At 66.5% G+C, this 12,931-nt stretch carries 14 protein-coding genes; 5 read left to right on the top strand and 9 right to left on the bottom strand.

Going from position 1 to position 12,931, the window contains the following annotated elements:
- Window positions 1-120: 120 nt before the first annotated feature.
- The 4 genes from FS787_RS07000 to FS787_RS07015 all read left to right on the top strand — a co-directional run bounded on the left by FS787_RS07000 (window position 121) and on the right by FS787_RS07015 (window position 2,461).
- A complete protein-coding gene (locus FS787_RS07000) occupies window positions 121-1,041 on the top strand; it encodes an SRPBCC family protein (RefSeq protein ID WP_144671475.1) in 921 nt (306 codons plus the stop codon).
- A gap of 82 nt (window positions 1,042-1,123) precedes the next feature.
- Window positions 1,124-1,474 (top strand): hypothetical protein, encoded by a 351-nt coding sequence (locus FS787_RS07005; protein WP_144671476.1) that lies wholly within the window; start codon window positions 1,124-1,126, stop codon window positions 1,472-1,474.
- Window positions 1,475-1,581: 107 nt separating this feature from the next.
- The gene (locus tag FS787_RS07010) at window positions 1,582-1,929 is read left to right on the top strand and encodes a hypothetical protein (protein WP_144671477.1); all 348 of its coding nucleotides are present in this window, start codon (window positions 1,582-1,584) and stop codon (window positions 1,927-1,929) included.
- A 322-nt stretch (window positions 1,930-2,251) separates the two neighbouring features.
- Window positions 2,252-2,461 carry a hypothetical protein gene (locus FS787_RS07015; protein WP_056433817.1) on the top strand — a complete coding sequence of 70 codons (210 nt, stop codon included), beginning with the start codon at window positions 2,252-2,254 and terminating at the stop codon, window positions 2,459-2,461.
- 106 nt (window positions 2,462-2,567) lie between these two features.
- Here FS787_RS07015 and manD read toward each other — a convergent pair whose 3' ends face one another.
- The 7 genes from manD to FS787_RS07050 all read right to left on the bottom strand — a co-directional run bounded on the left by manD (window position 2,568) and on the right by FS787_RS07050 (window position 10,001).
- Window positions 2,568-3,797 carry a D-mannonate dehydratase ManD gene (manD, locus tag FS787_RS07020; RefSeq protein WP_144671478.1) on the bottom strand — a complete coding sequence of 410 codons (1,230 nt, stop codon included), beginning with the start codon at window positions 3,795-3,797 and terminating at the stop codon, window positions 2,568-2,570.
- A gap of 67 nt (window positions 3,798-3,864) precedes the next feature.
- The gene (locus FS787_RS07025) at window positions 3,865-4,875 is read right to left on the bottom strand and encodes a sugar kinase (protein WP_260982429.1); all 1,011 of its coding nucleotides are present in this window, start codon (window positions 4,873-4,875) and stop codon (window positions 3,865-3,867) included.
- Window positions 4,872-5,546, bottom strand: a complete 675-nt coding sequence (locus tag FS787_RS07030; protein WP_144671479.1) for a bifunctional 4-hydroxy-2-oxoglutarate aldolase/2-dehydro-3-deoxy-phosphogluconate aldolase — start codon at window positions 5,544-5,546, stop codon at window positions 4,872-4,874. The genes FS787_RS07025 and FS787_RS07030 overlap by 4 nt, the downstream gene beginning before the upstream one ends.
- A gap of 5 nt (window positions 5,547-5,551) precedes the next feature.
- Window positions 5,552-6,700, bottom strand: coding sequence for a galactonate dehydratase (gene dgoD / locus FS787_RS07035; RefSeq protein WP_144671480.1), 1,149 nt, complete (start codon window positions 6,698-6,700; stop codon window positions 5,552-5,554).
- 7 nt (window positions 6,701-6,707) lie between these two features.
- Complete coding sequence (locus FS787_RS07040; RefSeq protein ID WP_144671481.1) at window positions 6,708-7,628, bottom strand: carbohydrate ABC transporter permease; 921 nt, start codon at window positions 7,626-7,628, stop codon at window positions 6,708-6,710.
- A complete protein-coding gene (locus FS787_RS07045; protein WP_260982430.1) occupies window positions 7,625-8,593 on the bottom strand; it encodes a carbohydrate ABC transporter permease in 969 nt (322 codons plus the stop codon). Before FS787_RS07045 ends, FS787_RS07040 begins: the two co-directional genes overlap by 4 nt.
- Window positions 8,594-8,705: 112 nt before the next feature.
- Window positions 8,706-10,001 carry an ABC transporter substrate-binding protein gene (locus FS787_RS07050; protein ID WP_144671482.1) on the bottom strand — a complete coding sequence of 432 codons (1,296 nt, stop codon included), beginning with the start codon at window positions 9,999-10,001 and terminating at the stop codon, window positions 8,706-8,708.
- A 140-nt stretch (window positions 10,002-10,141) separates the two neighbouring features.
- Here FS787_RS07050 and FS787_RS07055 point away from each other — a divergent pair, with 140 nt between their 5' ends.
- Window positions 10,142-10,948 (top strand): FadR/GntR family transcriptional regulator, encoded by an 807-nt coding sequence (locus FS787_RS07055; protein WP_260982431.1) that lies wholly within the window; start codon window positions 10,142-10,144, stop codon window positions 10,946-10,948.
- Here the strand turns inward: FS787_RS07055 and FS787_RS07060 are convergent.
- On the bottom strand, window positions 10,945-11,976 hold the full coding sequence (locus FS787_RS07060) for an aldo/keto reductase (protein ID WP_144671483.1): 1,032 nt from the start codon (window positions 11,974-11,976) through the stop codon (window positions 10,945-10,947). The genes FS787_RS07055 and FS787_RS07060 overlap by 4 nt on opposite strands.
- Before the next feature lie 8 nt (window positions 11,977-11,984).
- Complete coding sequence (locus tag FS787_RS07065; protein WP_144671484.1) at window positions 11,985-12,857, bottom strand: NAD(P)-dependent oxidoreductase; 873 nt, start codon at window positions 12,855-12,857, stop codon at window positions 11,985-11,987.
- Window positions 12,858-12,931 lie beyond the last annotated feature (74 nt).

Consider the following 12,931-nt stretch of genomic DNA (forward strand, 5'->3'; position numbering starts at 1 on the left):
TCCTCGTTGCTCCACTGGCGCCGCCCTCTGGCGGAGACGTCCGTGGCTGGTTATAGTAAGCATGCTGATAATCAATGGCACCCTCTCGCCGTTCCCGAAAATTGAGTCAAAGGAGACATCGTGAGCACCAAGGTTGAAAAGCGCATTCTGGTCAACGTTCCTGTGAGCGTGGCCTATAACCAGTGGACCCAGTTCGAGGAATTCCCCCACTTCATGGGCGGGGTGAAGAGCGTCAAGCAGCTCAGTGACGACCGGCTGGAATGGATTGCAGAGATCGCCGGGGTGCGCCGGCAGTGGCAGGCCAGGATCCTGGAGCAGATACCTGACCGGAAAGTGGCATGGGCGGCCACCGAGGGCGCCACCAACGCAGGGTCCGTGGTGTTCGAAGACCTCGGCGGCGGGCAAACCTCCGTGCAGCTGTCACTTGAATACGATCCCGAAGGGATTGTGGAAAAGATCGGCGACAAGCTCAGCATTGTTGACAAGCAGGCCGAGAACGACCTCAACCGGTTCAAGGCCTTCATCGAAGATGAGGGTTATGCGACAGGTGCCTGGCGCGGCACCGTCAGCGGAGGGACACAGGCCGGTTCGCCGGGCGTTGAGGCGGCGCTCGACTCCCGGGGAGACAGCGGCAAAGCAGGCGTCTCCGGCAAAGTCATCGCCGGGGTCGGAATCGCTGCCGCGGCCGGCGCAGGCGTTGCGGCAGCAGCGGGCCGCAAGAATCCCAGCGACCCGGAACCCGGCGCCGCGGCTGATGCGAGGCCCTCGGCCGTGCCGGCTACGGCCGTTCCTCCGACGGGCACCGCAGGCAGCGTCTTCCCCGGGGAGGGACTCTCCCAGGACGCGACGCCTCGTTCGAACGGGACAGTTGGCCGGCCCGAGGCCAAACCATTCGACCAGACCAATGGCCTCATCGATACCGAAGGCGATTCCGACGGGACCGCCGCGAGCGACACATCGAGCGCGGCCGACCGCGAAGCAGGCAGGGAACGCCGCCCGGGCCCTGTCCCGCCCACCGGGGGAAGCCTGGGGCAGCACTGACCGACCGTGTCCGGACGGGCAAGGACGGAACCCGGCGCGGGCCCGCGGGCCCGCGCCACTTGGGCTTTGTAAAGGAGAACCGATGAAATCTATTCTCAGGACCGCTTTCGCCGCACTCGCGCTGTGCGCAGCCTTCCTTATGCCTGCGGCGGCGGGCAGTGCTGCAACACCCAATCAGGCTGACGGGTTGAGCGCCCTCAATAGCGTCTCCACCACGGCTACACCCACTGACTCGGCGTCCCCTTCCGGCCCCGTGGACCCTGGCACCGGCGAAACACCGGCCGCTAAGGAAACACGTGTGGACTACGCTCCCTATGTCCTGGCCGCAGTGCTCATCCTTGCCGTCGCCGCCGCAGCCCTGGCGTGGCGCCGCTGGGGCGGTCCCTCGTCAAAACCGGCGCGCCACGGGGATGAAACGACAGGCAAAAAGTGAGGTCGTAAAGATCGCGGCGCGCATAGGCGCGCACCGTCAGCAGCTGACAGCCCAGGTCCAAGAACCAATCCGCCGTACGGGCGCCGCTAGTCGACGAAAGGAACACCATGGCCGTCAAGCTCAACCAGGCAGCTCTGAGCCACGCCCGGCAACTGATCAAAGACTCCAGGATCGCCAGGGACGCGCGCGACGACTGGAGCGAGCACGCCCCCGATACCGGCCAGGAAAACGCCTACATCGACAAACACGGCTACGCCGAATACGGCACCTGGCATCTGGGTACGGACAGCGAGAAAACTGAGGGCACAAAGGGCCGGTACAGCTTCCCGTTCGGTGACTTCCGGCGCCTGCACCGCTGCGCCATCCTCGCGATCGAAAGCCGGGCCGCCCAGCACGATCACAACGACATCGCCAAGGCAGCGAAATCCCTCCTGGCCGAACTCGACAAGGACTGAGCCGCCCCTGGCGTGCCCACTGCCAGCGGCCCCAGCCCCCGGGACGCCTCAGGCGCTGCGGACCGTAGCAGCAACCGCCGTCCGCGACCGTGAACCCTTCGCCTGCCGGCGTTCTGCCTGATCCGGGTGAGCATCTTCACGAGAGGGACGCCGGCAGGGATGGAACCGCAGGTCAGCGCCGCGCCGCAGGCTGCGGTCGAAGCTTGGATCCGGACAGGCTCCGGCGGGACACGGCGTGGTGATTTGACGGGCCGATAAATATGACGTTATTGTCGCTTCAATTATTGGGGCCAACGAGTAACTCCCAAGAAAGAACAGAGCGATGACCACAATAACCGAGTGCATTGAAATCCAGGTTGACAGCCGCCAGGTCCTGGACGAACGGCTCGACGACGCCGTGCGCGGACTCCAGCAGATCGCCATGGCAACCGGGACGCACGGCATCCTGATCACCCGGCACAAGCCCGGCCACTACACGGCTGCGCTGTCCGATCAGGTCCCCTTCGGCATGACCAGGGAACTCATTCACTAGCCCCGCCGCCGCCTGGGCGCATGCCCAGGCGCACAAAGCCAGGTCCCGGGCGGCTGAGCCTCGACTCCCGCCCGGGACCTTCTTTGCGCCCGGCACTGTTTCCTGACTACCAGTCGTGAACGGTTCCGTCGACGAGTCGGTTATAGGGCAGGTAGGCCTGCTGGTACGGGAACGCGGCGGCGGCCTCTTCGTTGAACTCGACGCCGATGCCGGGCTTGTCGCCCGGGTGCAGGTACCCGTCGACGAATGTCATGGACTGCTCGAAGACCTCGTTGGTTTTGTCCGAGTGCTGCATGTACTCCTGGATCCCGTAGTTATGGATCGCCAGGCCCACGTGCAGCTGCGCGGCGAATCCGACCGGGGAAATGTCGGTGGGTCCGTGGAAGCCGGACTTGATCTGGTACTGCGCGGCGAAGTCCATCACCTTCTTCAACGGGCTGATCCCGCCGAAGTGCGTGGACGCGGCCCGGACGTAGTCGATCAGCTGTTCCTTGATGATCGTCTGGTAGTCATACACGGTGTTGAAAATTTCACCGATCGCCAGCGGCGTGGTGGTGTGCTGCCGGACCAGGCGCAGCGCCTCCTGGTTCTCCGCCGGGGTGCAGTCCTCCAGCCAGAACAGGTCATACGGCTCCAGCGACTTGCCCAGCTTCGCGGCCTGGATCGGCGTCATCCGGTGGTGCCCGTCATGGAGCAGCGGCAGGTCCGGACCGAACTCGTTCCGGACCGCCTCAAACACGCCCGGCAGGTGCCGCAGGTACGCCCGGGTGTCCCAGTCCTCCTCCAACGGGAACGCACCGCGCCCGGCCGGCTCGTAGTCATACCGCTCCCCCGAGGCCTGCGCCTGCGCCGCGACCCCGTACACGGCCTTGATCCCGGGCACCGCGGTCTGGATCCGGATCGATTTGTACCCGAGCTCCAGGTGCTCCCGGACCGAATCGAACAACGACGGCAGGTCAGCGCCCGAGGCATGCCCGTACGCGCGCAGCCCGTTCCGCGACGCCCCGCCCAACAACTGGTACACCGGCATCCCGGCCATCTTGCCCTTAATATCCCACAACGCCATATCCACCGCGGCGATCGCGGCCATCGTCACCGGACCCCGCCGCCAGTACGAGGACCGGTACAGGAACTGCCACGTGTCCTCGATCCGCTGAGGGTCCTTCCCGATCAACAGCTGAGCAACATGCTCCTTCAAATACGCGGCCACCGCGAGCTCCCGGCCGTTCAGCGTCGCATCCCCGATGCCCGTCACACCATCCTCCGTGGTGATCCGCAGGGTCACGAAGTTCCGGGAAGGGCTGGTCACAAAGACTTCAGCAGCAATGATTTTCACAGGTGGTCCAGGCTTTCGGTGTCGATTGAAGTTCGGTGGATGGCGGGTGGATGCTTGCGGGGATGCCCTAGCGCTGGGTGGTTCCGCTGGGCGTGGCCCCGAGCAGTGCGAGCTCGGCCCTGAGGGGCAGGCCTTCCCAGTCACCGGCGGTGCTCACGGCGAATGCCCCCGCAAGGGCGCCTCGCTGCAAGCGGCCGGGCACGTCCTCGCCATCGAGCAGGGCCGAGAGGTAGCCGGCGGTGAAGGCATCCCCGGCGCCCACGGTGTCGATGCTGGTGACGGGGACGGCGGGCGTTTCCCACCGGCCGGCCGCGGTGTGGACCCCGGCGCCAGCCGCGCCGCGCTTCACCACCACCTCCCGTACGCCGCGGTCGAGGAGTTCGGCGGCCATGGCCAGTTCGGCGTCGTCTGCCGTGTACGGTTCAGGGCCGTTGCCGGCGTCTGCAGCGCAGACCAGGCCGAGTTCGTCGTCGGAGGCGATCAGGATGCTGGCATGCCGGGCCAGCGGGGTGAGCACGGCGCGCGCCTCGTCACGGGACCAGAGCTTGCTGCGGTAGTTGACGTCCAGGGAAACGTCCAGCCCTTCGCCGGCAGCCCGTGCGGCCGCATATTCCACGGCCCGCCTCGCCTGCTGGCTGAGCGCGGCCGTGATTCCCGTGAGGTGCAGGACGCGGGCGCCGTTGCGGAAGGCGGCGTCGACGTCGTCCCGGCTGAGGGTGGATCCTGCGGACCCCGCACGGTAGTAGAAGGCGCGGGTGACGTCCGCGGTGCGCTGTTCCAGGAACATCACTCCGGTGCCACGGGAGGCGTCCACGCGGTGGTGCACCCCGATGCCCTCGCCCCGCAGCTGCCGCAGGATGAACTCGCCGTGCGGGTCAGCGCCCACCACTCCTGCCCAGCCCACCCGGTGGCCGAGCCGCGCGACTCCCACGGCCACGTTCGATTCCGCCCCGGCCACATGCATCGCCAGGGAGCCGCCGGCGGACAGCGGTCCGGCCGAGCGCAGCGAGACCATCGACTCTCCGAAGGTCAGGAGCTCAGGAATCCCCGGGACGGGAAGCACAGAATCGGAAGTCACGGCAGCCGCTCCGCGGCGAACCGGCGGTCGAAGTCGGCCGCGACCGCGACGAAGGCCCGGGCCCTCTCGCGCATCGGCGCCAGTTCCCCGCCGGAGCCAGCATCCCCGAACAGCGGTCCGCCGAGTCCGACGGCGATGGCACCGGCGCTCCAGTAGCCCGCCGCCTCGTCGAGGCCCACGCCGCCGACGGCGATGAACGGGATCCCGGGGAACGGGTCACGCAGGGCTTTGAGGTAGCCCGGTCCGCCGATGGAGGCGGGAAAGAGCTTGACGGCGGTGGCGCCGCGGCTCATCGCCTCGTAGGACTCCGTGGGGGTCAGGGCCCCCGCCAGCACGGGGATCCCCAGGGCAGCGGAGGCTTCGATCGACCCGGCGAGTGACGGCGTCACCATAAACTGGCCGCCGGCCTCGGCCACGTGGTCCACGTCCTGCGCGGTCAGCACGGTGCCGGCGCCGACGAAGCAGCCTGCCGGGGCGGCGGCGCGGACTGCGCGGATCGCCGCGAGGGCGTCCGGCGTGGTCAGGGCGATTTCGACGAAGCGGAAGCCCTCCTCCATCGCGGCGAGGGCCGCCTTCGCGGCCGCGGCGCCGTCGGTGCCGCGCACAATCGCCACCAGCCGGGTCTCCCGGATTCCCGCGAGGAGTACTTCCGGGGTCAGTACTGAAGTCATGTTGTTCACCATTCTGCGAAGGCTCCGTCGGGGTGTCGCCAGACGGGCCCGCGCCAGGCGTGTCCGCGCTTGTCCGCGGCGCGGACCACGGCCTCGTCGACCTCGATGCCAAGACCCGGGCCGGTCAGGCGTTCGATATGGCCGTCCACGAACTTCAGCGGGGACTTGTCCACCACGTAGTCCAGGACTTCGGCGCCCTGGTTGTAGTGGATGCCGATGCTTTGCTCCTGGATCAGGAAGTTGGGCGTGGCGAAGCCCACTTGGAGGCAGGCGGCCAGGGCCAGCGGACCCAGCGGGCAGTGCGGGGCGAGCTGGACCTCGTAGATTTCGGCGAGCGAGGCGATTTTGCGGACCTCGGTAATGCCGCCGGCGTGCGAAAGGTCCGGCTGGGCCACCGCGATGCCGGCCTGCAGTGCGGGCAGGAATTCCTGCCGGCTGTAGAGCCTCTCGCCGGTGGAGACCGGCGTCGTGGTTGACGAGGTGAATTCGCGCAGCAGGTGCGTGTTTTCCGGGACCACGGGTTCTTCCAGGAAGAAGGGCCGGTACGGTTCCAGCAGCGGTGCCACCCGGCGGGCGTTGGCCAGGCTGAAGCGGCCGTGGAAGTCGACCGCGACGTCGCGGTGGTCGCCCAAAACCTCGCGGGCGGCCGCGACGCGGCGGACCACGCCGTCGAGCTCGGCGACGGAAGCGATGGGGCTCATCCTGCCGCTGGCATTCATCTTGACGGCCGTGAGCCCGACCTCCAGCTGGGCGCTGATCTGGTCCGCCACCTCGTTGGGTTCGTCCCCGCCGACCCAGCCGTACATCCGGATCCGGTCGCGGACGTGGCCGCCCAGGAGCTGGTGCACGGGGGTGTTGAAGTGTTTGCCGGCAATGTCCCACAGGGCCTGGTCCAGCCCGGAGACTGCGCTGGCCAGGATCGGGCCGCCGCGGTAGAAGGACCCCTTGGTCATCACCTGCCAGTGGTCCTCGATCCGCAGGGCATCGGTGCCGATGAGGAGCTCGGAGAGTTGGTCGACGGCGGTGCGGACCGTTTCGCTGCGGCCCTCGCAGCTGGCCTCGCCCCAGCCGACGATCCCGCTGTCGGTTTCGATCCGTACGAACAGCCAGCGCGGCGCGACGAGGAACGTTTCAATCCTGCTGATGAGTGTCATCGGTGGCCTAGCCCTTGGTCGCGCCGGCGGTCATGCCGGAAACGATGTACTTCTGCGTGAAGAGCGCAATGATCATGATCGGAACGGTGACCACCGTGGCGGCCGCCATAAGCCCGCCCCAGTCGATGCTGGCGTAGGAGACGAAGTCGAAGATCGCGACCGGGAGGGTCTTGGTCTTGGAACCGGAGAGCACCAGGGCGAACATAAAGTTGTTCCACGAGAAGATGAAGGACAGGATGCCCGCGGTGGCCATGCCGGCCACCGAGAGCGGCAGGGTGATGCGCCGGAACGCACCGATCGGGGTGAGCCCGTCCACCTGCGCGGATTCCTCCAGCTCCAGCGGCAGCGAGTCGAAGTAGCTCATCATGATGTAGACGATCAGCGGCAGCGAGACGAACATGTGGCTGAGGATCAGGACCTCGAAGCCACCCACCATCTTCAGGTTGGAGAAGACGTAGTACCAGGGCACCAGCAGCGAGACGCCCGGGATGACGCGGGCCATCAGGACCACCAGGGCCGAGCGGTGCATCGTGAAGCGGCTCATCGCGTACGCCGCCGGAACACCCAGGACCAGGGACAGGACCGTGGAGACGAAGGCCACCCAGAAGCTGTTGAAGATAAAGACGAAGTAGTTGTTGCGCTGCAGCACGTTCGCGTAGTTCTCGCCCGTGGGCGTGAAGAAGAACGACTTGCCGGTGTCGTAAATGTCCACGTTGGTCTTGAATGATGCCAGCAGCATCCAGAACAGCGGGGCCACCAGGAACAGCACGACGGCGACCAAGGCAGCAACGCGGAAGACCTTGTAGGCGCGGGTGCCCAGAGGCTTGCGGCGGCGGGGGGCCGGTCCGGGCCGGGCGGGGGTTGCGGACAAGGGCCCGGCGAGTTCTGTGTGTTCTGTGTGTTCTGTTTCTTTTGTCAGGCCGGTCATTTGCTTACCGCTTTCTTGCGCATGGTCAGCAGCCACATGGAGCCGATGATGATCATGAAGAACAGGATCAGCACCGCGGAGGAGAGCCCGTACTGGTTGTAGTCGAAGCTCAGGCCATAGGCGTAGACGTTGAGGGTCTCCACCTCGTGGAAGGAACCGCCACCCTTGCCCTTGGTGGCGTACAGAATGTCGAAGGTTTTCAGGGCGTCGATGCCCCGGAGCAGGATGGCCACAATCACGGTCGGCATCATGAGTGGCAGTGTGATGAAGAAGAAGCGCTGAAACGCGTTGGCGCCGTCCATCCGGGCCGCTTCGTCGGGCTCCTCGGACAGGGAGGTCAGGCCGGCGAGCAGGATCAGCACCACCATGGGCGTCCACTGCCACACGTCCATGAAGATTGTGGTTCCCAGCGCGGTGTCCTGTCCGGACAGCCACGGCTGGGGCGGGATGCCCACCATGCCCAGCAGCTGGTTGACGAAGCCGATATTGGGATCGAAGATCAGCCGCCACATCATGCCGACAGCTACCGGGGTGGCGACGAGCGGCAGGAGAATGGCCACGCGGACCCACTTTTCACCGCGGAACGGGCGCCACAGCAGCAGCGCGATGCACATGCCCAGCACCACCTCGCAGACCAGGGCGACTCCGGTGAATGTCAGCGTGCGTCCGACGGCGGGCCAGAAGCGTTCGACGTCGGACAGGACCGTGAGGTAGTTTTCCAGCCCGATGAACTCGGTGGCGGCGCGGACCGAGCCCTGCGAATCGGTGAGGCTCAGATAAAGGGTCCAGGCCAGTGGAAAGATGATGAGGACGCCGACGAAGATCATGGCGGGGGCCGCGAAAAGCCACTTGCGGTGCAGGTTCGCCCAGGCGGAGAAATTCTCACGAGCACCGGTGGCGCGGCCGGCGTTGCGGCCGGACGGCGGCTGGGACTGCGCGCTGCGGGGAGGGGTCAATACAGACATGGTTCACCTAAGGAGTCGGGGGTGAAGTGAAGAGCTGGCCCGGCGGGGCGGCGGTTTGGGCTGACGCCCCGCCGGGCTGGTGATGCATCGGGCGCGAACCGCGCCGGGTGCGTTACTTCTTTTCGCTGTCCAGGAACTTCTGGAACGCCTCGTGGGCCGTGTCGGCGGCTGCGGAAGCGTCTTCACCGGTGATGCTGGCTACGATCGGTCCGCCCACGATTTCGCGGGCCTTTCCGACGGTGACAACCTCGGGACGGTCGTGGCCGACGCCGTTCTTGGCGCTGGCGGCGATGGCCTCGGCCAGGTCCTTCGGGTAGGTGGAGGTGCCGGCGGGGTCGGCCCAGACGGAGGCGCGGGGTCCGGGGACGCCGGCCTTCTGCGCTTCCAGGGTGCGTTCCTTGCTGGTGGCCCACTGGATGAACTTCCAGGCGTTGTCCTGGTTGCCCGAGGCTTCGTTGACGGCGAGGCCCCACGACGGGATGTTGTAAGGCTTGGAACCGGCCGGGCCGGCGGGCAGCGCGGCGAAGCCGACCGTGTCCGCGACCTTGGACTTGGCCGGGTCGGTGGCGTTCTTGTAGAGGGAGTCGGCTTCGGTGTAGAAGGCGGCCTTGCCCTGCGTGAAGATGGCCATCGCCTCGGGCCAGCTCATGTCGGTGCTGACGTTGGCCGGGCCGTAGTTCTTGATCAGGCCGCCGTAGTACGCGTAGGCCTTCTTGGCGGCGTCGGTGTTGACGGCGGACTTGCCGTCGGCATCCGTGAAGTCACCGCCGAAGCTGTACAGGAAGCTGGAGAACTGGGTGACGGCTGCGGACTTGCCGGTGCGGGCCACAAAGCCTGCGGTGTCCGGCGAGGAAGCCTTGATGGCCTTGGCTGCCGCTTCAAGTTCTTCCATGGTCTTGGGCACGTCGAGGCCGGCTGCCTTCAGCAGGTCCTTGCGGTAGTAGAGCACTTCGCGTTCGGTGATGATCGGGACACCCACCACCTTGCCGTCAGCCGTGGTGGCCTTGACCGGGCCCTCCTGGTAGTCCTTCCAGTCCCAGCTGGTGTCCGAGGAAACCTTGGATGTCAGGTCGGCGAGGTAGCCGTTCTTGGCGAACGCCTTGCCCTCCTGCAGCGGGCGGTACATCATGACGTCGATCTCGTCGCTGCCGGCGTTGAGCTTGACGTTGTACTGGTCGGAGAGCTGGTCTTCGCCCAGCTGGGTCAGCTCGACCTTGAGGCCGCTGGACTCCTCGAATTCCGGAATCGCGGCCTTGATACCTTCGGTCCAGACGTGGTTTGCGAGGGTGACCCGGACGGTGCCGGCGGCCTTGGCATCGCTGCTGCCGCTGGCTCCGCCGCAGGCGGTGAGGCCCAGAGACAGGGCCGCGGCGACAGCCGCGTACTGCACGATCGAACGTCGCTTCATTACGACTCCCTTGGTTCTTCAGGGCTGGGCGTCACAGTCCAGCCGGTTGCAAATGCATCTTTACATCTGCTCTGGAAGCGATCTTAGAGAAATAAAGCAGACTTAAACAACCCCTTGTGCCGCACCCGTATGATTTATTTATGAAAACCCCAAAGGCGGAGTCCTCAGCTGACCTGCATTCGGTGCTGGTCCAAAACCTGGGACTCGCCATTGCCGAGGGGACCCTGGCGCCGCACTCGATCCTGCGCCTGGACGAGCTTGAAGCGCAGCACAGCGTGTCCCGCTCGGTGGTCCGGGAAGCCACCCGGGTGCTCTCCTCCAAGGGCATGCTGGAGTCACGACGCCGGTTGGGCACCGTTGTTCAGCCGGAAGGCTCCTGGAACGCGTACGATCCTCAGGTGATCCGCTGGCGGCTCGCCTCATCCAAACGGCTTGAGCAGCTACAGGCCTTGAATGAACTCCGCGGAGCCATCGAACCCCAGGCTGCGCGGCTGGCCGCGGGGCGCGCCTCCCTGGACGCAGCCAGCGACCTCGTCTCCCAGGCGGCGCGGCTGTGGGCCGCGGGGCAGCGCGGAGACCACGACGAATTCCTCCGGCTCGACATCGAATTCCACGCAGCCGTGCTCAAGGCTTCCGGGAATGCCATGTTTTCCCAGCTGCACAACCTCGTGACCGAGGTCCTGACAGGACGCACCGAGCATGGGCTAATGCCGCACCTGCCGCACCATGAAGCGCTTCAGCTGCACGTGGATGTTGCCAGCGCCATCCAGCGTGGCGAGGCGGCGGCGGCCCATGCCGCCATGAGCCGGATCGTGGAGCAGTCCACCGAGGAGATGGGCGACATCTGGTCCAGGCACCAGCAACCCGCCCCACCCGCGCCCGCACCACAACGCGGGGTCACTTCGCGCCCTGGACGGGCGGGAAGTGACCCCGCGTTGCTCACTTAGCGGCCGCCGTTGAGCTTCCGGCTGCGCTGCTCCTGGGCCAGAGGCCCGTACGGATAGACTCCGACGCGCGGCCGGCTCACCTCGCTCAGCCGCATCAGCTCCCCCTCGGTAAGCAGGAGGTCCGCGGCCGCGAGATTGTCGGCGAGCTGTTCCGTGCTGCGCGCACCCAGGATCACGGAGGTCACGGCCGGCTGTTCGGCCAGCCAGGCCAAAGACACCTGGGCGGCACTGGCCTCATGGCGGCCGGCGATGTCATGGACTGCCTCCACGATTTCCCAGGTGCGTGGGTCGGCATTCCGGGCTTTCCAGGCTTCCATGCCGCGTTCCGGGTTTTCACCCAGCCGGGTGGCGCCGGCGGGCGGCTGGTCACGCCTGTACTTTCCGGACAGCCAGCCCCCGCCCAGCGGCGACCACGGCAGCAGGCCGATCCCGGCGTCGAGCGATGCCGGCACAATCTCGGACTCGATTTCGCGGACCAGCAGGCTGTACTGCGGCTGCAGCGTTACCGGCCCGCTCCAGCCGTGGGCACGCGCCACGTGGACGGCCTTCGTCAGCTGCCAGCCCAGAAAATTCGAGAAACCGTAATAGGCGATTTTCCCGCTGCTGACGGCGTCGTGCAGGAACCGCAGGGATTCCTCCAGGGGTGTGATCGGATCCCAGGCATGCAGCTGGTACAGGTCGATCTGCTCCACACCGAGACGGCGCAGCGAGTCATCCAGCGCGCGGGTCAGGTGCCGCCGGGAGGTGCCGACGTCGTTCGGGGCCGTGCCCGTCGGAAAGCGGCCCTTGGTGGCGAGCACCATGCGGTCCCGGGCGTCCGGGCGCGCGGCCAGCCAGCGGCCGATGATCTCCTCCGAGACCCCTCCGGCGTAGACATCGGCGGTGTCGATAAAATTGCCGCCCGCCGCGACGTAATCATCAAGGATCGCGTGGGATTGTTCCTCAGTGCATTCGGCGCCGAAGGTCATGGTGCCCAGCGCGTAGCTGGAGACGACGGCGCCGCTGGTACCCAGGGTGCGGTAGTGCATGGGTCTCCTCAGTCTTCGGTGGGAGTGGTGCGCAGCGGGTGGTAGCTCCGCCAGCTGTGCTCCGGCGCGTAGCCCAGCAGGCGTTTGGCCTTCTCGATGGAGAGCAGGGTTTCGTGCTCGCCGAGTTCCTTCACCACGGGCACGTCCGGGAACACCTCCGCCGCGAGGCTGGCGCTGGAACGGCTCATCACGGTGTCCGCGTTGGCGATGATGAACGCCTCAAACCCGGGGGCGCCGTGCTCGAGGGCCCGTGATACTGCCTGCGCGCCGTCGCGGCCGTCGATGTAGCCCCAGAGGTTCCACTTGCGCAGCCTGGCGTCGGCGTCGAAGCCAGGGAATTCCTCGTAGTCCTCCGCGTCCATCACGTTTGAAAAGCGCAGGCCGGTAATGCTGAGTTCCGGATCCCAGCGGGTGAGCTGGATGGCCATCTGCTCCTCCAGGTGCTTCACCAGGGAATAGGTGCTTTCCGGCCGGGCCGGGTATTCCTCGTCCACCGGTATATAGGGAGGATCGACGTCGAAAGGCAGTCCCAGCACCGTCTCGCTGGACGCGTAGACAATCTTTTTGATCCCTGCCCGACGGGCCGCCTGGAACACGTTGTACGTGGCCAGCATGTTGTTCTCGAAGGTAGCGGCGTCCGGTGCGAGACCGGGCGCCGGGATGGCGGCCAGATGCACCACCGCGTCAAACCCCGAGTGCCGGTCCTCCAGGCCCAGGAACACGTCCACCACCTGGCCGTAGTTGCGCAGGTCCACCTCGGTAAAACCGTGTTCGCGCGTGCCGGCGCGGTCCAGGTTGGTGACGTCGTGGCCCTCCTCGCTCAGCCGCCGGACAACGCTCCGGCCCAGCTTTCCGCTTCCTCCGGTAACAGCAACTCTCATCAGCACTCCTTGGGGGTGGGGTTATATGGCAGGTTTGTTCCACCCTAGAGGGGACCGCGGACGGTGCACAGCCC

The sequence above is a fragment of the Arthrobacter sp. U41 genome (assembly GCF_007679325.1).
In the GTDB taxonomy this organism is placed as follows: Bacteria; Actinomycetota; Actinomycetes; order Actinomycetales; family Micrococcaceae; genus Arthrobacter.

What these genes read in the sequence shown, in the direction of transcription:
- FS787_RS07005 (WP_144671476.1), top strand. Translation starts at nt 1,124, where the DNA reads ATGAAATCTATTCTCAGGACCGCTTTCGCCGCACTCGCGCTGTGCGCA.
- FS787_RS07010 (WP_144671477.1), top strand. Translation starts at nt 1,582, where the DNA reads ATGGCCGTCAAGCTCAACCAGGCAGCTCTGAGCCACGCCCGGCAACTG.
- FS787_RS07015 (WP_056433817.1), top strand. Translation starts at nt 2,252, where the DNA reads ATGACCACAATAACCGAGTGCATTGAAATCCAGGTTGACAGCCGCCAG.
- FS787_RS07030 (WP_144671479.1), bottom strand. Translation starts at nt 5,546, where the DNA reads ATGACTTCAGTACTGACCCCGGAAGTACTCCTCGCGGGAATCCGGGAG.
- dgoD (WP_144671480.1), bottom strand. Translation starts at nt 6,700, where the DNA reads ATGACACTCATCAGCAGGATTGAAACGTTCCTCGTCGCGCCGCGCTGG.
- FS787_RS07040 (WP_144671481.1), bottom strand. Translation starts at nt 7,628, where the DNA reads ATGACCGGCCTGACAAAAGAAACAGAACACACAGAACACACAGAACTC.
- FS787_RS07045 (WP_260982430.1), bottom strand. Translation starts at nt 8,593, where the DNA reads ATGTCTGTATTGACCCCTCCCCGCAGCGCGCAGTCCCAGCCGCCGTCC.
- FS787_RS07050 (WP_144671482.1), bottom strand. Translation starts at nt 10,001, where the DNA reads ATGAAGCGACGTTCGATCGTGCAGTACGCGGCTGTCGCCGCGGCCCTG.
- FS787_RS07055 (WP_260982431.1), top strand. Translation starts at nt 10,142, where the DNA reads ATGAAAACCCCAAAGGCGGAGTCCTCAGCTGACCTGCATTCGGTGCTG.
- FS787_RS07060 (WP_144671483.1), bottom strand. Translation starts at nt 11,976, where the DNA reads ATGCACTACCGCACCCTGGGTACCAGCGGCGCCGTCGTCTCCAGCTAC.
- FS787_RS07065 (WP_144671484.1), bottom strand. Translation starts at nt 12,857, where the DNA reads ATGAGAGTTGCTGTTACCGGAGGAAGCGGAAAGCTGGGCCGGAGCGTT.